The organism is Hydrogenimonas thermophila (assembly GCF_900115615.1).
Taxonomy (GTDB): domain Bacteria; phylum Campylobacterota; class Campylobacteria; order Campylobacterales; family Hydrogenimonadaceae; genus Hydrogenimonas; species Hydrogenimonas thermophila.
Window position 1 is genome coordinate 117,577 of the sequence record NZ_FOXB01000001.1, and the last position, 20,073, is coordinate 137,649.

At 34.9% G+C, this 20,073-nt stretch carries 25 protein-coding genes; 17 read left to right on the plus strand and 8 right to left on the minus strand.

The window, feature by feature from the left end; genetic code table 11:
- The first annotated feature begins 17 nt into the window (after positions 1 to 17).
- From BM227_RS00545 to BM227_RS00590, 10 genes are all read left to right on the plus strand, one after another.
- Entirely contained in the window at positions 18 to 668 is a 651-nt protein-coding gene (locus BM227_RS00545) for a TorD/DmsD family molecular chaperone (protein ID WP_092909895.1), read from the plus strand.
- The gene (locus BM227_RS00550) at positions 665 to 1,816 is read left to right on the plus strand and encodes a 4Fe-4S dicluster domain-containing protein (RefSeq protein ID WP_092909898.1); all 1,152 of its coding nucleotides are present in this window, start codon (positions 665 to 667) and stop codon (positions 1,814 to 1,816) included. Before BM227_RS00545 ends, BM227_RS00550 begins: the two co-directional genes overlap by 4 nt.
- A gap of 1 nt (position 1,817) precedes the next feature.
- On the plus strand, positions 1,818 to 2,672 hold the full coding sequence (locus BM227_RS00555) for a hypothetical protein (RefSeq protein WP_092909901.1): 855 nt from the start codon (positions 1,818 to 1,820) through the stop codon (positions 2,670 to 2,672).
- Between the two features lie 5 nt (positions 2,673 to 2,677).
- Complete coding sequence (locus BM227_RS00560; protein WP_092909903.1) at positions 2,678 to 3,115, plus strand: hypothetical protein; 438 nt, start codon at positions 2,678 to 2,680, stop codon at positions 3,113 to 3,115.
- Positions 3,116 to 3,249: 134 nt separating this feature from the next.
- On the plus strand, positions 3,250 to 4,035 hold the full coding sequence (locus BM227_RS00565; RefSeq protein WP_092909906.1) for a vWA domain-containing protein: 786 nt from the start codon (positions 3,250 to 3,252) through the stop codon (positions 4,033 to 4,035).
- On the plus strand, positions 4,016 to 4,972 hold the full coding sequence (locus tag BM227_RS00570; protein WP_092909908.1) for a vWA domain-containing protein: 957 nt from the start codon (positions 4,016 to 4,018) through the stop codon (positions 4,970 to 4,972). The genes BM227_RS00565 and BM227_RS00570 overlap by 20 nt, the downstream gene beginning before the upstream one ends.
- A gap of 19 nt (positions 4,973 to 4,991) precedes the next feature.
- Positions 4,992 to 5,255, plus strand: a complete 264-nt coding sequence (locus tag BM227_RS00575) for a BrnT family toxin (protein WP_092909911.1) — start codon at positions 4,992 to 4,994, stop codon at positions 5,253 to 5,255.
- Complete coding sequence (locus BM227_RS00580; protein WP_092909914.1) at positions 5,252 to 5,500, plus strand: hypothetical protein; 249 nt, start codon at positions 5,252 to 5,254, stop codon at positions 5,498 to 5,500. The genes BM227_RS00575 and BM227_RS00580 overlap by 4 nt, the downstream gene beginning before the upstream one ends.
- Before the next feature lie 37 nt (positions 5,501 to 5,537).
- A complete protein-coding gene (locus BM227_RS00585) occupies positions 5,538 to 6,203 on the plus strand; it encodes a tetratricopeptide repeat protein (protein ID WP_092909917.1) in 666 nt (221 codons plus the stop codon).
- A complete protein-coding gene (locus tag BM227_RS00590; RefSeq protein WP_092909919.1) occupies positions 6,184 to 7,344 on the plus strand; it encodes a BatD family protein in 1,161 nt (386 codons plus the stop codon). The genes BM227_RS00585 and BM227_RS00590 overlap by 20 nt, the downstream gene beginning before the upstream one ends.
- Here BM227_RS00590 and BM227_RS00595 read toward each other — a convergent pair.
- The 5 genes from BM227_RS00595 to BM227_RS00615 are packed head-to-tail and all read right to left on the minus strand — an operon-like array spanning position 7,341 to position 11,956.
- On the minus strand, positions 7,341 to 8,270 hold the full coding sequence (locus tag BM227_RS00595; RefSeq protein WP_092909922.1) for an RsmB/NOP family class I SAM-dependent RNA methyltransferase: 930 nt from the start codon (positions 8,268 to 8,270) through the stop codon (positions 7,341 to 7,343). The genes BM227_RS00590 and BM227_RS00595 overlap by 4 nt on opposite strands.
- A 1-nt stretch (position 8,271) precedes the next feature.
- Entirely contained in the window at positions 8,272 to 8,745 is a 474-nt protein-coding gene (locus BM227_RS00600; RefSeq protein ID WP_092909924.1) for a phosphatidylglycerophosphatase A family protein, read from the minus strand.
- Positions 8,746 to 8,773: 28 nt separating this feature from the next.
- A complete protein-coding gene (locus BM227_RS00605; protein ID WP_092909927.1) occupies positions 8,774 to 9,970 on the minus strand; it encodes a sulfate adenylyltransferase in 1,197 nt (398 codons plus the stop codon).
- Positions 9,948 to 10,835, minus strand: coding sequence for a response regulator (locus tag BM227_RS00610; RefSeq protein WP_092909930.1), 888 nt, complete (start codon positions 10,833 to 10,835; stop codon positions 9,948 to 9,950). Before BM227_RS00610 ends, BM227_RS00605 begins: the two co-directional genes overlap by 23 nt.
- Positions 10,832 to 11,956 (minus strand): bifunctional 2-C-methyl-D-erythritol 4-phosphate cytidylyltransferase/2-C-methyl-D-erythritol 2,4-cyclodiphosphate synthase, encoded by a 1,125-nt coding sequence (locus BM227_RS00615; RefSeq protein ID WP_092909933.1) that lies wholly within the window; start codon positions 11,954 to 11,956, stop codon positions 10,832 to 10,834. Before BM227_RS00615 ends, BM227_RS00610 begins: the two co-directional genes overlap by 4 nt.
- A 188-nt stretch (positions 11,957 to 12,144) precedes the next feature.
- On the opposite strand from BM227_RS00615, the gene thiC reads away from it, so the two are divergent.
- The 3 genes from thiC to BM227_RS00630 all read left to right on the plus strand — a co-directional run bounded on the left by thiC (position 12,145) and on the right by BM227_RS00630 (position 15,351).
- The gene (thiC, locus tag BM227_RS00620; protein WP_092909962.1) at positions 12,145 to 13,497 is read left to right on the plus strand and encodes a phosphomethylpyrimidine synthase ThiC; all 1,353 of its coding nucleotides are present in this window, start codon (positions 12,145 to 12,147) and stop codon (positions 13,495 to 13,497) included.
- A 49-nt stretch (positions 13,498 to 13,546) separates the two neighbouring features.
- Positions 13,547 to 14,692 (plus strand): Mrp/NBP35 family ATP-binding protein, encoded by a 1,146-nt coding sequence (locus BM227_RS00625; RefSeq protein WP_092909935.1) that lies wholly within the window; start codon positions 13,547 to 13,549, stop codon positions 14,690 to 14,692.
- A gap of 68 nt (positions 14,693 to 14,760) precedes the next feature.
- Positions 14,761 to 15,351 carry a DUF2238 domain-containing protein gene (locus BM227_RS00630; protein ID WP_483867457.1) on the plus strand — a complete coding sequence of 197 codons (591 nt, stop codon included), beginning with the start codon at positions 14,761 to 14,763 and terminating at the stop codon, positions 15,349 to 15,351.
- 2 nt (positions 15,352 to 15,353) lie between these two features.
- Here the strand turns inward: BM227_RS00630 and BM227_RS00635 are convergent, their stop codons facing one another.
- From BM227_RS00635 to BM227_RS00645, 3 genes are read right to left on the minus strand one after another with little or no spacing between them, the layout of a single operon-like run.
- Positions 15,354 to 15,998 carry an SDR family oxidoreductase gene (locus tag BM227_RS00635; protein ID WP_092909940.1) on the minus strand — a complete coding sequence of 215 codons (645 nt, stop codon included), beginning with the start codon at positions 15,996 to 15,998 and terminating at the stop codon, positions 15,354 to 15,356.
- A complete protein-coding gene (locus BM227_RS00640) occupies positions 15,995 to 17,170 on the minus strand; it encodes an SPL family radical SAM protein (protein WP_092909943.1) in 1,176 nt (391 codons plus the stop codon). Before BM227_RS00640 ends, BM227_RS00635 begins: the two co-directional genes overlap by 4 nt.
- Positions 17,161 to 17,676 carry a nucleoside phosphorylase-I family protein gene (locus BM227_RS00645; RefSeq protein ID WP_092909947.1) on the minus strand — a complete coding sequence of 172 codons (516 nt, stop codon included), beginning with the start codon at positions 17,674 to 17,676 and terminating at the stop codon, positions 17,161 to 17,163. The genes BM227_RS00640 and BM227_RS00645 overlap by 10 nt, the downstream gene beginning before the upstream one ends.
- A gap of 50 nt (positions 17,677 to 17,726) precedes the next feature.
- On the opposite strand from BM227_RS00645, the gene BM227_RS00650 reads away from it, so the two are divergent.
- From BM227_RS00650 to BM227_RS00665, 4 genes are all read left to right on the plus strand, one after another.
- Positions 17,727 to 18,245: a Uma2 family endonuclease gene (locus tag BM227_RS00650; RefSeq protein ID WP_092909949.1), complete on the plus strand. Its 519-nt coding sequence runs from the start codon at positions 17,727 to 17,729 to the stop codon at positions 18,243 to 18,245.
- 9 nt (positions 18,246 to 18,254) lie between these two features.
- Complete coding sequence (locus BM227_RS00655) at positions 18,255 to 18,548, plus strand: putative quinol monooxygenase (RefSeq protein WP_092909951.1); 294 nt, start codon at positions 18,255 to 18,257, stop codon at positions 18,546 to 18,548.
- Entirely contained in the window at positions 18,548 to 19,687 is a 1,140-nt protein-coding gene (locus BM227_RS00660; RefSeq protein WP_092909955.1) for a class II aldolase/adducin family protein, read from the plus strand. Before BM227_RS00655 ends, BM227_RS00660 begins: the two co-directional genes overlap by 1 nt.
- Before the next feature lie 104 nt (positions 19,688 to 19,791).
- A partial coding sequence (locus BM227_RS00665; protein ID WP_143089669.1) for a transposase family protein occupies positions 19,792 to 20,073 on the plus strand: 282 nt, incomplete at its 3' end.

The window sequence follows — 20,073 nt, forward strand, 5'->3', positions numbered from 1 at the left end:
CAGATAAAAGGTATTTAATGAACGATGTTTTAACTAAACAGCTTGCCCGTATAAATCTTTATGCTCTTATTTCACGTATTATGATGAAAGAGGTAGATGAAGATTTTATGGAAAAATTTGAGAGTGATGAGATGATACTCTCATTCTTTCCTAACTACCAAGAGTGGGAAAAGCCAAAGGAGCTTTCAAAAAAGAAGTTACTAGAATATTTTTTAAATGTTGATTTTACCAATCTTTTTGTTCTTCATCTAATTCCATATGAATCATTCTATTTGAGAGAAGATCAGATGCTTGAAACAGGTGGTGCAAACCCTGTTATTCAGATTTACAATCAATATGATTTTAGAGTTCAGCTTGACAAGGCTCGTGCAGTTAGTCCTGATCATATAGGAATTGAACTGGAATTTATGTATATGCTTGCAGAATCTGAGTATAAAGCACTGAAAAATAGTGATGAGAAGGCTGCCTGTGAGATAGCAAAAATAGAGCGAGACTTTTTAAGAGATCACCTTTTGCAGTGGGCTCCAATGTTTTTACAAAACATTAAAGCTGAAGCAGCAACACCTTTTTACTACGATGCAGCATCACTTACTCTTGAGTTTATGTTAAATGATTATGAGTATCTAAATGAATTAATCGTGAATGAGGGATGTAACTATACGCTATGAGCACTTTACAGTTTGATGTAGCTAAATGTGTACGCAGTGTAACAAAAAATTCTGAGTGTACAAAGTGCGTAGAGATTTGTCCGGTTGAAACGATGCATATTGCAGATAATAACCTTCCGGCATTTACTCCTTCACAATGTGTTGATTGTGGTGGATGTTTAGGTGTCTGTCCAACTGAGAGTTTAACTCTTAAAAATTTTGATGCTACAGAGTTTTTCTTTGAATTTGCTGCTTCTAATGAAGACCTTATCTCATGTCGTATTAATGTACCTTGCATTATGGCATTAAGCAGTGAGCATCTTATTTCACTAGCTCTAATTAAACCTGATCCTATTATTTTAGATATAGGTCATTGTCAGAATTGCCCTTATAAAGAGCCGCTATATGAGAGTATAGTTAAAAGTGTGGATGAGGCAAACTATATTTTAAGAGCCTGTGAGAGTGGAAAAGTTATTCGGCTGGAGGATGTTGGGGCTGAAGAAGAGGGAGTTGCAAAGAGTGTTGATGCAAATGATCGCCGAGCCTTTTTGGAGCGTCTCTCTTTAAAAGGTGCTATAAGAGCTAAAAAAGAGTTTGAAGAAGCAGTCGCTTCAATAGACGATGAGACTAAACTTCATACTATTGACATTGCCGATGTAGCTAAGATTCGCCAAAAAGAGTTGCCAAATAAGCGTAAAATACTATTTACTGCACTAAAAAGAGCACAGAAGCCATCTGTTTATCATACAATAGCAGAAGCTGATATCTCGTTTGCTTCTCAAAAATTCATAGATATGGATAGTTGCACAAACTGTCAAATGTGCTATCGCATATGTCCTACAGGTGCTTTAAGTTCAAACTCTAAAAACAGTAAAATCTATTTTGATGCAATGCTTTGCATTAAGTGTCGTGCTTGTCACGATACCTGTGAACCTGATAGTCTAAAACTTCAGCCAACGTTTGAGATTAAAGAGTTTTTTGAACCAACTCAAAGGCTTCTTGCATCATTTAAATTGGTACGTTGCAGTGAATGTGGTGTTGGTTTTACTTCATTAAAGGGTGAAACAGTTTGTCCACGCTGTGCATTGGAAGAGGAAGAGGCACTGGATCTTTGGGGATTAGAAGAGAAACCTGACGGTACAGTTGTTTTTAAAAGTAAAGAGGAATGATATGATTGATGAAGAGATTTTAAGTAAAGAGAGTAGATTGATTGCACTTTATGGCGTAAACTCTCAAACATCTCCATTTTTAAAAGTACTTAATACAACTTTTAAAACTCTTGGTTTAATCGATTTTGCAATAGGTTTAAATATTAAACCTGAAGATTTTGCATATATGGCAAAAGGTATGCCAAGCTCAAAAGTTACAATGGCTCTTTATGAACCTGAATTTCAGAGTGATATAGTGCCGTTACTGGATGTGCCTGACAGTTGTGTCAGTCAGAGTGGGTTATGTGACGGTGCTTATGCGAAAGAAGGAAAACTGTTTGGTAAATGTTTTTACAGAGAGAGTTTTGAGTATTTAGTAGCTTGTGAAGGCATATATTTAGCTGGATGTCGGGTACTCCTTCTTGGTGCAAGTGGAGTAGGTCGAGCAATTCTTCCTCTGTTGGGAAGTTCGGGTGTATCATTTATTGACGTAGCTGATGGAAGCGTTGAGAATGCAGCTTCAGCACTTGAAATAGCAAAACCGTCACTATCAGGTGTAAAAACAGATATCTCTTGGTTTCAAAATGGTATGGAAGTTGATGTTGAAAAGTATGACATAATTATTAATGCTATAGATTTATATGCTCATAGTGATAAAAAGTTGATCAAGTCAAAAGGTGAAAACAAAGATTTAGTTTTAATTGACTTTGTTAGAGGTAAGAGCAGTTTTGATACATTGTCAAAAGAGTTGTATTGTAGAAAAGTGGGAGACTTTCAATGGATGACAGCATCTGCACTATGTGTTGCAAAAGAGTGGCTTGATGCCAAAGTCTCTTGTGAAGATTATGAGACTATAATTAAAAGTTTTGGGAGATAAAAGAGATGAATGATTTAAGAAAAGAGTTTGAAAACTATATGCAAGATCGCTGCGTAAGTAGCTGTGAAACAGAAGAGGATACTTATGAGTATCCTGATTATGTAGAAGCTATAAATGCAGAGCTTATGCCACCTGTTAAAAGCGGTGTTTATATTAGCCGTTGGGATCTAAAGATGGTTGGTGATGCTATAGATGCATCAATTGCAATGGATTCCAGAGCTAGAATGTATAAGATGTTAATGCGTTCAGTTCACAATAAAGAGACAATGGGACAGCTTCTTGGTGCATTCTCATCTTTGATTGATGCAAAAACAGAAGCTTACCGTGAAATGATGGAAAACTACCCATCATCAGCTCCAATTTTTGAAGATAAAATTCAAAAGGCTGAACGTGTCAAAGCCTATTTTGATGAAGTTTTAAATACCTATTTTCCGGAGGAGTAGCGATTTACTTCACTTTTGAATATCCATATGCTTTTATACTACTCATTTTACTTCCCTGCTTTTGGAAGTGTCGGGCAGGGATTATAAGTTTTTATTTTCCAAAAACAGAAAGAGTAGGTACAACTGCTTCGATTTTGCAAAAAGAGCCTTTTATTTTTGCTTTTATTTATACTCTGTTTACTGTTTCACTTGCATCTCCTATATTTTATGATCGAATTTCTGCAAGTGAACGCAATGGTAGAGACCTTGTACTTGCTCTTGACAGTAGCGGTTCAATGGCTGAGTCAGGGTTTGATACTGAAAGAAAGAACTTAAGAAAATATGATGTTCTTTTAAATATTGTTGAAGCTTTTATTGATAAACGTTTTGATGATAATATTGGTTTAGTCATATTTGGATCTTTTGGCTTTACTGCAGCTCCTGTAACGTATGACCTTGTGGCTTTAAAAGAGATTTTGCATTTAAGTGATGTTGGTATTGCAGGGGAGAGTACAGCTATTGGTGAAGGAATTTACCAGTCACTAAGAACCCTTAAATTTGGCAATGCTAAGAAAAAAGCGATCATACTTATTACAGATGGCTACCAAAATGCCGGATCGGTTTCTATAAAAGATGCTGTAGAGATGGTAAAAAGAGATGGTGTTAAGATATACACTATAGGCATTGGCAAAAAGGGAATGTTTGATGAAAAGCTTTTAAAAAAAATCTCTGTTGAAACTGGTGGTCAAACATTTTTAGCAGTCAATAGTGATGATTTAAAATCTGTTTTTAGCAAGATAGATTCACTAGAACCAAGCCCAATTCGCTCACATATGTTAGTTAATAAGAAGATGCTTTATATATATCCACTGATTCTGGGTATGATTTTGTTAATTGGCTTGAAGCTAAACAGGAAGTCAAATGAGACTGCTCTATCCTGAATTTCTTTGGTTATTGATTCCTTTTGCACTTTTTGCCTGGCTAAGGTTTAATGAAGAGAAAAAATCTATATTGCCACTTCATCCAAAAATTGTGATTGACAGTAAGATAAAACCAATTGTACGTTTGGCACCATTTATTGCACTTGCTTGGATGTTAGCAGCATTAAGTCGTCCGGTTATTCAAGAGAAATCAACACAGGTTGCTCCATCACTTAAGACACTATATTTGGCTATTGATGCATCTGCTTCTATGCAAGGAGTTGATCGTAAGCCAAACCGTTATATTTTTGCAAAAGAGGCAATAAAAAAATTAGTTGAAAGTGATAAAAGTCATAAATTTGCACTACTGGCATTTACAACAAATGCTCTAATTATTTCACCACCTACCCAAGATAGCGAATTGATTCGTGCAGCGTTAGAGTCATTTAATCGTGAATTTATTTTGACTCACGGTACATCTTTAAAATCACTGCTTGAAATGGTGGCAAAAATGAGTGGTGAAAATAAAGAGTTGGTGGTTTTTAGCGATGGGGGTGACAGTGAGGATGTTGGAGAGTTGATCAAGATTGCTCAAAATAACAATATCCGCATATATGGAGTTGCTTGTGCAACAAAAGATGGAAGTAAAATTCGCGGTTGTAATGGCTGGTTAAAAGATGAGTCAGGAAGATTGGTTGTTTCAGTTCTTAACCCGCAGCTTGAAATATTAAGTCTTAAAACCGGGGGAGCATTGATCGATGAAAATACTCCTGACAAAATAGCTCAGGCAATTATTGAAAATGTAGAAGCTGTAAGGTTAAAAAAAGATAATGAAGAAGTAAGGTATAGAGAGCTTTTTTGGATACCACTACTATTTGGAATATTTTTCTTTTTATTAGGAACTATTTCTATAAAAACTTTTATAGTTGAAAAAGTAGGTTATAATATAAAAAAATGAGAAGAAAAAGAAATATTAAATGGAATTTGAATTTGATGAGAATAAAAGTAAAATCAATAAAATAAAACACGGTATAGATTTTATAGAAGCTCAAAAATTATGGGAACAGAGTGATTTTATATTTTTCCCTGCAAAAGAGGTAAATGGAGAAGAAAGATATCTATTGTCAGCATTTTTACAAGATAAATGCTGGAGCGCAATATTTACTATTAGAGATGGTAAAATAAGAATTATCAGTGTTAGAAGATGTAGAAAAAACGAAAAGGAGAGAATAAAACTATGATAACAACCAAAGAGTTTGATCAAATGTTTGATAATAAAGAAGATATTAGTAAGTATATAGACTATAACTCTCCACTTACAAAAGAAGATCTTATAAAAATGCTTGAAAAAAGAAAAAATGAACAGCTAACTATAGAGATAACAAAAGAGTTAAAAGATAAACTTGAAGAGAAAGCAAAGAAACTTGGATTAAAAATACAAGATGTAGCAAAAGTACTTCTAGCAAAAGAATTAGGTTTAATTTAATATTAACATTGTGAAAACTTTCAATCAAAAGATTTTAATGCCTTTACTTCTCTTAATAGGCATCAATCTTGAAGCAGGTCTATTAGAACTTTACAAGCTTCAGCAAGGTTACATTGCTTACCAAAACAGAGATTATAAAGAGGCTAAAGAGAAATTTTTAGCTATAAATCCGCCTCTTTTAGAGAGTAGGTATGCATTGGCAAACAGTTACTATCGTCTTGGAGCATATAAATTAGCTGGGCGACTCTACTTAAAATGCAAATCTAAAAACCCTGTTATTAAACAGAGAATCTTTTACAATCTTGGAAACTGTGCTTTTAAACTAGGTCGTTATAAAAGTGCTAAAGCATACTACATTAAAGCACTTCAGATAGGTTTTGATGAAGATGCCATAACAAATTTACAAAAAGTTCTTTTTCTTGAAGAGCAAAAGAAAAAGCGTATTGAGGCTAAAGCAAACAAAAAAGTTAAAGCGCAGTCGCAAAGTGGAAGTTCTGATCAAAAGCTTGAAAGTAAAAGTAAAAAGGCACTCTCTAAAAATCAAAGTAAAATGGGTGAAGGCAGTGGTACTTCAAAAGCAACCAAGTTAACCCAAATCAATAAAAATAGAAGCACTCACGAGAGTGTTAAACGACATCCGTTAAGTTCAAAAGTATATGAGATGATAAATAAAGGTTACATAAATGAAGAAAAACCCTGGTAATTTTGCATTTTTTCAGATACTCTTTTTGGTCTTGCCGCTATTACTCTTTGCAAAGGCAGATTTTAAGTATGAGCTTCATTTAAACAAGCATACAGCTTTTGTTAATGAGCCTATTTTTCTTACATTTAAAGTTTGGCAGACTGATCCTAAAAAGATTATGTTTTTTGAGTTTGCACCTGTTGAAGATAAATCAACTTTTGAATTGAAACTTCTTAGGCAAAAAAGTAACAAATCTCTTAATGGAACCTCTGTTACATTTGAGTACCTTATTTTCCCTAAAAAGCCTGGTAAAACTCTTTTAAATCTCTTCTTTTTAGTTAAACGTACAAGTGAAGAGAGGCTTGCTACCAACAATACAGGTGAGCCTGTTAAAGCAAAAGCAATCGATACAACAGATACACGTGAAGTGATTAAACCATTAAAACTAAATATTAAACCTTTGCCTAAAAAAGTTTCGCTTGTAGGTGATTATGAACTAAAAGTTTCTATTGACAAGAATCAAACAGAAGTGCAGTCACCTGTCTATCTTACGCTTATTTTAAAAGGAGTTGGTGCAATTCCAAAAAACATAAACCTAAAGCCAGTTATAGAAGATGTAAGAGTGTTTGATGATGAGCCAAAAGTATCTATTAATTATGATAAAGATGGAGTTCATTATGAAGGAAAATTTTCCTATGCGTTGCTTAGTGAAAAAGATTTTAAAATTCCAGCAATTGAAATAGATGGATTTTCTTATACAAAAAACCGAGTTTATAAGCTAAAAAGCTCTCCCTTGGTAATTTCAGTCAAGCCAGTAAATCTGAAGTCACTTGTAGATGAAAAAGATAATCCACAATCAATATATGAAAGTTTCTTAAAATTTAGAGAGTTGTTTGTTTATTTACTAATATTTGTAAGTGGGTACATAAGTGCCATACTAGTTAGCTCAATACAAAAATTTGGGTATAAAAGAAAAGAGGGTAATAGTTTTAAAAAGGAGGTTAAGTCTGCAAAAGATGCTAAAACACTTTTAAAACTGCTACTTAGAGAAGATAGTTTGCGCTATAGAGTTTGGATCGAGAAACTTGAGGTTGAAGTTTACCAAGGAGGAAGGTCAAACTTGAAAGAGATCAAGAGGGAGATTTTAAAGAGCCCTGCTTAATCTTTTTGTAGTAGACAGAGAAAAAAACCATCCATTGTTTCAGTTGGGAGAATGCGAACAGATTTGCTTACATCTTCGCAGAAACTCTTTTTTCCCCATTTAGTTAAGCCAGAAACAGAGTTTTCAATAGGTAACTGAATATTCAAAACTTCTAATTCTGGATGCTTTTTTAATGCTTTATCTATAACCATTTCATTCTCTTCAGGAGCAAAAGAGCAGGTTGCATAAAGAAGCTTTCCTTTAGGTTTTAAGCTTTTGATTGCTGACTCCATTAGGCGTTGTTGAAGTTTTGACATCTCTTTTATTTTGCGTTCACTCCAGTAAGAGAAAGTTTTAGGATCAAAAGATCTGAATTTTGCTTCTGTAGAGCAGGGTGCATCAAGCATTACTCTATCAAACATAGCAGGACATTTAGCTCCTACACTGCGTCCATCAGTCATATAAGTGTGTGCTATTGTAACACCGCCTCGTTCTAAATTTGCTTTAAGTCTAAAGAAACGATCTTTTTTAGGCTCTACAACAGAGAGCCAACCATCATTTTTCATCTGTACAGCCATCATAAGAGATTTGCCGCCAGGGGCTGCAGCTAAATCAAGCACTGTTTCACCAGGTTTTGGACCTAAAACAATAGGTGCAAGCATAGATGATAGACTTTGGATATAGATTTGTCCATTTTCAAAAAGTTTAGAGTGGGTAAGTCTATCTTTCAATTGAGCCGGTACAGTAAAAGCTTCACTATACCATTTGACAGGTTCAGGATGTAAACCTTCTGTTTCTAGCTCTTTTAAAGCAGATTCTATATCTGTTTTTAGAGTATTTACTCTAAATGATACTTGTTTGTGTATTTCAAATGTTTTTAAAAGGTTATCACTGTTTTCAGGATAAATTTCACAAAACCGCTCAATAAAAATTTCAGGAAGCAACATTTTATCCCAAAAGATTAAAGTGTTTAATTGTTTGAAGTACTACTGCGCTTGAGAGACCTGCTGCTGCACCAGCAACTAGGTCATCTCCCATAACTCCTACTCCTCCAGGAGCATCTCTGTCTATGCGACCTATGATTGATGGTTTTTTTATATCGTAAATCCTGAAAAATAGAAAGCTTAATCCAGCGGCTATTGGTGAAATACCGCTAAAACATAGAGCTAGCCAAATGCCGGCAATTTCATCTATAACAATCCGTTTATCATCATGAATACCGCTTTTTTTTTCATAGTTATTAATTTCACGTATTCCAAAAAGAGTTATTAGAATAGTTAAAAGAAAAAGAGTTTCAATTGGAAAATAAGAAAGAATTGCTACTCCCAAAAGCAACCCGACAATGGTTCCCCACGTTCCTGGAGCATAAGGTAAAAGCCCACTGCCAAGTCCAGCTAAAAACAGTTTCTCTTTAAGATTCATTTTTACTCTCCATTGTTAGCTAACTCAATTATTTCAATGATGTTGTATGGTAAAGTTTCATTAATTTAATATAGAAGTCTTCTTCACTTTGTGTCTCAAGCAGACCGGATCCTGGCATAAGATCGTAGTAAATTTTCTCAAGATTATCAAATCTGTTAGGGAACATATAAGCCAAAATCATTGCCGATATCTCTTTTCTTACCAGCACGGCAGGTGGCAATAAACCTTTTTTAAGAAGTTCTAAAATTGAGTCTGCGTGGTATGAAATGTGGTGATGCTCACCATGAGGACAGGTTTTATTGCTTACAAGGGTTCTACATATATCGCAGTATGCATACTCAGGTGCAGTGTGGATTTCAATTTTAAACCCTTTAAGGTGATCAAATACTGACTGAATTCTGTTTTTATCGTAAAAAGATCCTAATCCAGCATGGTTTTGACCAATTACCAACTCATCACACCCATAGTTTTGAGCCACCAAAGCATTTAGAATTACTTCATTATATCCGGCAAATATGTATGTATATTCTAATGGAACTATAATTACACGGTTTGCAGGAAGGTAGGTTTTAATGAAGTAATCCATTGATCGGTATCGTAATTCGTAAGGTAGAGTAGAGTCTTCATGATAAGGTTTAAAAAGAAAGATAACAACCAAATCAGAGCGGTCAAGTGTTGTACGAATTAGACGTTCATGTGCTCTGTGAAGAGGACGGGCTGCCATCATCATTGCACTTGTCTGTTTAGCTCCAATACGATTTTTAGCTGTAGTAATTTGATCTTTAATAATACGTAGTTTTGGATAATCTACCTCAAACTTTCCACTAACAGCAAACCGTCCCAAACGTTTCATAGTTGCTTGAACACCTGGGTGTGATGGATTTTGTGTACCGTAAATCTCTTGAACACGTTCATTTGGATCTATTTCAAATACTTCATTAACTTCAATCCATCCAACTGTTTTATGATTTACCTTTAGTGTAACTATTTCACCTTTTTGAAGAGACTTAAGCACCTCTTCATTTCGTTTTCCTTTTGGAGCTAAGATAAATGAGAAAGGGAAACTGTGGTTTTTATACAGTTTGGTCCGTTTTACCTCTTCAGCAGTCTTTTTGTCCATCAATCCATCTACTGGATATAAAAGACCCTCTTGCACCAGTGCAAGTGTTGACAGTGCTTCCTGGTCAATAAAAATCGCTTTGTCACTTTTTCTTGAATATTCCATACTTTTTCCTCTTTTCCCAAAGCGATTTTCTAGAGATCCCAAGCTTTTTACTTAATTCAGTATCAGGAAATTTACTTTGATAATTATGAATGATAAATTTAACATAATCATCTATTGTAAGAATCTCTGTTCTATCAAAAATTTTATGCTCACTGACAAGTTCTATAGTATGCAGTTCATCATTTTCAAAATTTTCAGTTGTTGAGGTTATAATATTTTTGCCTTTTACAGCATTTAAAAATGCCTCTTTTTCACTCTTTTTAAGTGTTTGAAACTCTGGCATATATGCAATTGCATCAATTGGCAAAGACTCAATTGCCTGAATTGAACCAGCTTGGCTTAGTGGCAAATATTGCAGTGGTCTTTTCATCTCTTTCGCTAGTGCAAATGCAAAAGCATCTGCCTGTTTTTGGTAGTTTGTCTGAACCATCAAAGGTAGCGGATAATTCATGGTTTCTGGTAGTTGAATATTTCCAAGCTGATGTTTCAAATATGTTTCATAAAGTTCACACTGTTTTTGAAGCTGTTTAAAGCTGTGATAATGCTTTATTTTTCTAATGAGCTCTTCAATCATAAATGGTTTTTGAATATAGTCATGAGCCCCAGCTTTAAGTGGATCAGTTACAGTATCATTACTGATATAAGAAACCATTAACAAGATGATGTTGTCACTAAACTTTTTTATAATTGGGTAAAAATCTTGCCCCGACAGATTGGTAGATAGCAGAACAACATCATAATGTTCATTCTGGTTCAACGCATCATTAACAGTAGCAAATATGTCACATTCGTGACCAAAGTCTATGAGTTTACCGGCTATACTTTGTGCCAAATATATTTCATCTTCAACGATGATAATTTTCATGATTGTGTCCAGTCAAAATATTTTAATGTTGCAGTGGCTGAAACGGCTATACCCTCTTTACGCCCTACAAATCCCAGTTTTTCTGTTGTTGTCGCTTTTATATTAACACGATCAGGCGATAAGTCAAGTATATTTGCTAACGTTTTTGCCATTTTTTCTTTATATGGTGATAGTTTTGGTGTTTGTGCCATTATGGTTATGTCTGTATTGACAACTTCAAACCCTACATTGTAAATCTTTTGTATTACACTTTTTAAAAGTTCTTTAGAGTCTGCACCTGCATAAGCTTCATCACTGTCTGGGAAAAGTTGACCTATATCTCCCATACCTGCTGCACCAAGCAGAGCATCTATTAGAGCGTGAATGCACACATCACCATCTGAATGTGCTTTAAATCCAAAAGGAGAATCGATCAAAACTCCTCCCAAATACATAGGTTTTCCCTCTTCAAAGCCATGTACATCAAACCCATTACCAGTGAAATGAAGAGAGGTATCCGGTTTTTTCAGACAAGGAAGATGTACTAAATCTTCAGCATATGTAAGTTTATGTAAAGAGTTGCTTCCTTCTACAAAAACTACTTTACCGCCATTGCTGTAAATAGCACTGCTCTCATCTGTAAATATTTTCTCTTGGCTAAGTGCTGTTTTAAGCACTTCAGTTCTGCTTAATTGAGGTGTTTGTATTCGAAAGAGTTTTTCTCTATCTATTGGTTTTCCATCAAAATAGACTGTATCGCTTACTGGAAGGGCTGGAACAGCACAATCAGCATCTTTTAATTCTTCTAAAAGACGTTTGCAAATGGCAATATCTACACAGGCTCTTGCAACATCACTTACAAGTACCAATTTTGTCTTTACAGATTTAAGTGCATTAAGCAGTGAGCCTTGGCGAGATGAAGCTCCTTCTACAAAAGTATAATCTTTGAATCGTTGCATATAAAAAAGTTCATCTGGATGAGAAGTTATGATGATCTCATCAAAAAGATCCATCTTCTCAAACTCTTGTGCAACATGTAACCATAAAGGTTTACTTCCAATCCGTAACCACTGTTTCTTAACAGGTTTCTTAAAACGAGTTGCTTCACCTGCAGCGAGAAGCACCAAAGTTAAATCAGACAATTTTACTCCTAAAAAGCCCTATGTGTTACGAAATTATACACTAAGAAAGCTTGGTTTTATCTTTTTTGTGATAATTTTTAGCTAGTCAAGTGGGAGTCAAAGCAACTCTTGTCGCCAAAGGCGAAGTGTAAGTGACTGAATTTTATGATATAAATAGATATAGAATAATTTGGTGGGAGGGAATACCAATGAGAAAAGCTTGGGTAGAGAAGCGAAAAGATGATAAAGTAAGAACACAGATGTATTATGCCAAGCAGGGCATTATTACAGAAGAGATGGATTATGTAGCCAAAGTTGAGAATTTAGATTCAGAGTTTGTTAGAAGTGAAGTTGCTCGTGGACGTATGATTATTCCTGCAAATATCAATCACGTTCATCAAAAGCCTATGGCAATAGGTATGGGTGCAACTTGTAAAATTAATGCAAACATAGGTTCATCAGCTGTTGCAAGTGATGCAGCTGGTGAAGTTGAGAAGGTTAAAGTTTGCCAAAAGTATGGTGCCGATACTATTATGGACCTTTCAACTGGTGGTGATCTAGATATGATCCGTGAAGAGGTCATTAAACATGCTGAGGTTCCTATTGGTACAGTTCCTATGTATCAGATTCTTCATGACTGTAACAACAAGATTGAAGATTTGACAATTGATGCAATGCTTGAAGTTATTGAGCGTCAAGCAAAACAGGGTGTAAGCTATTTTACAATTCATGCAGGATTTTTGTTACGTTTTATGCCTATGGTTGCAAAACGTAAAATGGGTATTGTTAGCCGTGGCGGTAGCTTAATGGCTGCTTGGATGATGCATTACCATAAAGAGAACCCATTCTATACAGCATATGATGATATACTTGACATTTGCCGTAAATATGATGTATCACTATCTTTAGGTGACAGTTTGCGTCCTGGATGTCTTTATGATGCGAGTGACGATGCTCAGCTTAATGAGCTTAAAGTTCTTGGTGAGCTTACACTTCGTGCGTGGGAGAAAGATGTTCAGGTTATGATCGAAGGACCTGGTCACGTTCCTCTTAATCAGATTGAGCGTAACATGAAGCTTGAGCGTGAGTATTGTCATGAAGCACCATTCTATATTTTGGGACCACTTGTTACCGATATTGCAGCTGGATATGATCATATTTCAAGTGCAATTGGTGCGGCTGTTGGTGGATGGCATGGTGCAAGTATGCTATGTTATGTAACACCAAAAGAGCATTTGGGTCTGCCTAATGCGGCTGATGTTCGTGAAGGAATTATTGCCTATAAGATAGCGGCACACGCAGCAGATATTGCTCGTGGTCGTAAAGGTGCACGTGATATTGATGATGCAATGAGTGATGCTCGTTATAAGTTTGACTGGAACAAGCAGTTTGAACTTGCACTCGATCCAGATCGTGCACGTGAATATCATGATGAGACATTGCCACAAGATGTTTTCAAAGAGGCAGAGTTTTGCTCAATGTGTGGACCAAAATTCTGTAGTTATAAAATTAGCCAAGATATTATGGAAGGCAATGTTGATTTTAGCAATGTTGCAAGCTAAAGTGTATAATTTTAGTAAAAATAAAAAACTTTAAATAAAAGGAATGTGTATGACTGAAAGTCAAGTAAAAGAAGTTTTATCGAATGTAACCTATCCTGGTTTTACAAAAGATATTGTAACTTTCGGTTTCGTAAAAGGAATCGAAATAGATGGTGGTCGTGTAGCAGTTACTGTTGAGATTACATCAAGTGCTCCTGAAGTTAAAAAGGCACTTGAAGATGAGATAAAAACCAGATTGGAGATGGCTGGAGCATCGGAAGTTATTCCTATGATTATTCAGCCTAAAATGCCTAGAGAGACATCAAGCCGTGGTAAAAATATTGCACCACAGGTTAAAAACTTTGTTATGGTTAGCTCTGGTAAAGGTGGAGTTGGTAAATCGACAACTTCTGTTAACCTTGCTATTGCATTGGCAATGCAGGGCAAAAAAGTTGGACTTTTAGATGCTGACATTTATGGTCCTAACGTACCACGTATGATGGGTATTGAAGATCAACGTCCAGATGTTGTAGGCAATAAAGTTAAGCCTATCAGCGCTTATGGCGTAGAAGTAATGAGTATGGGTGTTCTTATGGAAGAGGGGCAGTCACTCATTTGGCGTGGTGCAATGGTTATGAAAGCTGTTGAACAGTTCTTGCGTGACATTCTTTGGAGTGATCTTGATGTACTTGTTATCGATATGCCACCGGGAACTGGTGATGCACAGTTGACTTTAGCTCAAAGTGTTCCTGTTACTGCGGGAATTACTGTAACAACACCTCAAAAAGTCTCTTTGGATGACTCTAGAAGAAGTTTAGATATGTTCCAAAAACTTCATATTCCAATTGCCGGTGTTGTAGAAAATATGAGCGGTTTCATCTGCCCAAGCTGTAATACAGAGAGTGATATCTTTGGACAAGGTACTGCTGAAGCAGTTGCAAAAGAGTATGGCAGTTCACTTCTTGCTCAAATTCCTATCGAGCCTGCTGTACGTGAAGGTGGTGATGAAGGAAAACCTATTACTTACCACTACCCTGAAAGTGAAACAGCAAAACGATACATCAAAGCTGCTGAAGATCTTTGGGCAATCATTGAAAAGATTAATGAAGAGGGTGGTGTTAGCAACGAATCTATCCAGCCAACAACCCCTCCAGGTGTTTCTGCTTGTTCAACTGCTGGTGGTGGACATAGTGGCGGTGGCTGTGGCTGTCACTAATATCTTTTGGTTCGACTCTTGTCGAACCATTTTAAGAATCAAACATTAAAACTCTACATTTTCCTCATATACTTTTTATACTCTACTTAATTTGGTTTATACTATTATCTTTTTATCCTACTAACAGAGAGATTTGGTTTAGTGAAAACCTGCCTATGGTTATCATTGTTATCATTTTAGTTACAACTTTCAAAAAATTTCGTTTTTCTAACATATCATATTTCCTTATGAGCATACTTATTTTTCTACACACTCTTGGAGGTCACTACACTTTTGCACAAGTTCCTTTTGAGTGGGTGACTGATCTTTTTGGGTTTGAGAGAAATCACTTTGATAGGGTAGCACACTTTAGTGTTGGATTATATGCTTTTGCAATTGTTGAATTTATGTGTCGAAAGAGGCTTATAGTAGTTCGTTGGGTTGCTTACCTTTTTGCTATATTTGCCATTTTAAGTGTTGCAAGTATCTATGAAATTATTGAATGGATTGTTGCCATTATGTTTTCAGAGGAGGATAGTATGGCGTTTTTAGGCTCTCAAGGTGATATTTGGGATGCTCAGAAAGATATGCTAAGCGATGGCTTGGGTGCAGTAGTGGCAGTAGCGATTTATCATTTATTGCCACCTTGGAAGGGAAGGTGTACAGATAGAAATTATTAACACTATTTTTTTGGAACACTCTTTTCAATTTTAAACTTTTGAGGTCTAACAGTTAAGTCTGTAACAACTCCATCTATCTTTAAAATATCTAAGACTAATTGGGCTATAAGTTCAGGCTCAAGGTAAGCCTCTTTATCTTCTGAAGGTTTAAATTTTAAATGGTCAAAAAAGTCTGTTTTTGTAATGTCAGGGTTTATAGATGTTACCTTTACTCCATCTTTTCTTACCTCTTCAAATAGTGAAAGAGAAAAGTCTCTTAAGCCACTCTTTGTAGCAGTGTATAGTGCTGAATATTTTGAGTGTTTAGTAGCTTCTATGGATGATATGTTTATGATGTGACCTTTACACTTTTTTAGACTTCTTAAAAGCAGTTTGGTTAAGATGATTGGAGCAGTCAGGTTTATGTCGATCAGTTTTTTTATTGTCGATATGCTTATAGTCTCATGCGGCTCAAAGATGCCAACTCCGGCACAGTTTACAAGAATATGAATATCATTGCTTTTTAAAATATCTTTTATCTCTTTTTCAAGAGAGGTTACATTTTCAAGTCTTGATTGTAGTTTTATAACGTTGTAACCGTTTTCTTGCAATTTTTCGCTTATGGCTTTTCCTATGCCACTTCTGTAGCCTGTAACTATTGCATTCATTTTTTACTCTCTATTTTTGCCATATAGCTCTTTTTCATATCATCTTCCATTTCATTGTTTGAAGTGTACTCGTACCCAAATACCTTTTTCCATAAGCTGTGGTCTTCCATACACATATAGAAATATACTTTTCCGTGCCACGGCTTAAAGCTTTCATAACAGTGTTTAAACATCTCCTCTTTTGTTTTCAAATCATACGATTTTTTACCATTTATTTCTGAAAAAGGCATCTGTAAAATTTTGCTTTTTAGCTCTCTTTCTCTAAGCTTTTTTATGACAGGTTTGATGAATGTGAGAGTTCCCATTGAGATTAGTACAACTTCATCCGGACTAAACTCATTTAATAGTCTGTCATAAATCTCTTTGTACTCATCAAGGTAGTTTTTATAGACAATTATTGGGTGGAAGTGAAAGCCTACAAGTACACCTTTGTCAGCCAATGCTCTTGCACTTTTTATTCTCTCATCCAAGCTTGCTGTTAAATGCTCTTCATTATCTATAACTGTTTGTGGATTTAAAGACCAGGTTACTATTATATTTTTGGGTACATCATTTTCCAGCAGGTACTTTATGTTGTTTGATTTGGTTTTAAATTCGAGTATTACATTTGGATTCTTTTTTGCAAAATCAAAGAGAGCATCTAAAACTCCTTCACGGTTTCCCCACATCAAAGAGTCACTGCTTTGTCCTGTACCTATGTGATAAATCTTATCTTTGTCTAGATTTAGATTTAAGAGTTTATTTTTGAAGTTTTTATCAAATACTACTTTATCTTGATTGTAAAAACTTTGTATGGAGCAGTAACTGCAATCAAATCCGCAACTCTCAACAGCATCTAATGTAAGCAGATTACAGCATCTTGTACCTTCGCTTGCTACAGGACAGCTTCCAAGTCCCAAATCTTTTTTATGTATGGTCTCTATTTTAAATGTTCGAGGGGTGTATGAGCTTAAGAAATTTTCATAGCTTTTTGTTTTTGACTGCATACTTTTATGGTAATTTACAAAATATTCAAAAAGTTTTTTTGCAAGCTGTTTACCCTCAAACTTCTCTTCTAAGTGGTGTGGAAATACTGCATCTAATGTTGGTTCATTCCACATCCTTAAATCTTTTTCTATGTCACTTAAAATTTTCTTTTGTGAAAAGGTAAAGCTATATTTTTCTAAATCCATTTTTCCCAACTTGATATACTATTTTGTATAAGTTTTTTTACAAAATCTTTTGGGGGTATTGTATCATCAAGATAGTCTGAAACAACTTTAAAGATAAATATATCTTTTTCATTTAGGTAACTTTTGGCTACATCTAAAAAATAGATTCCTTCCATGTCGTAGAGTGTTGAAGGGTGATATTCATTTTGATTGACTTTAGGCGTGTCTACTGTTTTTAAAGGGAGATTATCAATGCCAGGTAAGTGATGGTTAGTGCAAAATAGTGAGCCAATTGGAAATCTTTTATCGTTGCATCCTGCAATTCCTATGTTTAAAGCTTTAGAAATTTTGTATTTTTCAAAGACCTTTTCTAAGTTTTTTAAACTGTTCTCTTTGCCTATACCGCCAACTAAAAGAACTATTTTTTCATTTGTGTAAATTCTTGGATTTTTTTGTACCAGTTTTAGTTTATACTTTTCTATAACTGCTTGTGCTTCGCAAAGTAGGGCTGTATGTATAAGAGTCATTTAATGCTCTGTTGTGTAAAGTTAAGTAATTATAGTTTCAAGGAGCTGATATGAGCATTAATCCACCGAAATATACTTATGATGACTATAAGCTTTGGCAAGGGGATTGGGAACTGATAGATGGGTACCCTTTTGCAATGGCTCCAAGTCCATATGGTAAACATCAAAAGATAATGTCAAGATTAATACATATTTTTAGTCAAGAGTTAGAAGATTGTGATTGCGATATCTACCCTGAACTTGACTTAATAATAGATGAGAAAAATGTTGTTAGACCAGATTTAGCTCTATATTGTGAAGAGGTTGAAGAGTACCCTAAAGTTATGCCAAAGTTAACGGTGGAGATACTTTCTAAAAGCAGTATTGAAAAAGATGAGGATATAAAGTTTAAGCTCTATGAAAAAGAGGGTATTTTATATTACATAATAGTCTATCCAGATTTTGAAAAGGTAAGAGTTTTCAAACTTGTGAATGAAATATACAAAAAGGTTTACGAGGGTGATAGGAAGTTCAATTTTAAGTTTGATGAATGTGAAATTGAGATAGACTTTTTAAAAATTTTTAAGTAGGAGAAGATTATGGAGATTACTAAAAGAGTTACATTCATTGCAAAAGAGGGGTGTGAAGATAAATTAAAAGAGTTGCTTGAAGCTATGGTTATTCCTTCAAAAAAAGAGAAAGGATGCCTTAACTACAATATTTACCAATATAAAAATAATCCAAGAAAATTTATGGCAGTTGAGACTTGGGAGAATGAAGAGGCTCTTGATGGACATAAAAATTCAGAGCATTATAAAGTTTATAAATCGAGTTATGAGCCTTATACAGAGAAGAAATATACTGATGAACTTGACTATTTGGTAACACTATAATGGAAAATAGATGGAGTGATTTAAAGATTAGAGTCTATAGCTCTAATCTTTTAGGAGCCGATGAGAATCTTGTTCTTGCCGGTGGAGGCAATACATCTGTAAAGTGTGAAGATATTTTGTATGTAAAGGGAAGTGGTTGGAGTTTGGCTGAGATTAAAGAGGAGGGGTTTGCTCCTGTAAAACTGCAAGCTCTTCTTGATATGGTTAAAAGAGAGACTCTCAGCGACAGTGAGATGGTAAGGCTTCAAAGAGAGGCTATGATAAATAGAGATGCTCCAAATCCATCGGTAGAGGCAATTTTACATGCCATTATTCCATTTCAATATGTAGATCATACGCATGCCGATGCAGTTGTAACCATATCAAACTCTAAACGAGGCAAAGAGATCATAGAGGAGCTTTACAGTGACTTTGTGATAATCTCTTATGTTATGCCTGGATTTATTCTTGCAAAAGAGGTTTATGAATTAAGTAAAAATATCGATTGGCAAAAGATAAATGGGATTATTTTACATAATCATGGAATCTTTACATTTGATGATTGTGCAAAAAAATCTTATAGCAAGATGATCGAAGCTGTAAATAGAGCTGAAGAGTATCTTAAAGAGAAAGCAAATGTTGAGATTAAAGAGCAGAAAATTATAAAAAATTATGATTTAGAAGAGTTAAAAAGAGTTTTGTCAAAAGAGAAAGGCTATGAGGTTACTCTGAAGGTAGATAACTCAGACTTAGCAATTTTTTACTCAAATCAAGAGAATTTAAAAGAGTTTGTATCTCGTGGTGTTTTAACACCTGAGCATATTATTAGAACCAAACGGACTCCTTTAGTGTTAGAAGACAATGATTTTGAGCAAAAGCTTCAAGAGTATAAACGAGAGTATGAAAAATATTTTAAAACATTTGCAAAAGATGAAGTTATGCTAAACCCAGCACCAAACTACATAGTAGCAAAAGGCTTTGGAGTAATCTCAATAGGCAAAAATGAGAAAGAGGCTGAACTAATTAGTCAAATTGTCTCACATACTATGATGGCTGTTTTAAGAGCAGATAAGCTTGGAGGGTATGAGAGTATAAGCTTAAAAGATAGTTTTGATATGGAGTATTGGGAGCTTGAACAGGCAAAACTGAAAGCAAAGTAAGTATGGTGTAGTGTCTTACTGCACCAATTAGACTAGCCCATTCCGATACTAAGGAATACTTTTTGCTATAAAGCCAAAAAAGTATATTTATATCGGGAGAAAAAATGGAGCCAGAATTATTGAAAATTTTAAAAGAGCATATATCAGAACAGGCAAGACCACAGGGGAGACAGTATAGTTTGCCGGTAATAATGTTTTTATCGATAATAGCTATATTAATGGGAGCAAAGAATCCAATAGAGGTATATAAATGGATGAAAGCAAACGCTAAAAGGAAGGAGATAAAAAAATTACTAGGAGTAGAGTTTATACGAATACCTGGGAGATCAAGATTATATGATTTTTTTGAGATAGTAGATAAAGATGAATTAGAGACAGCTTTTAGA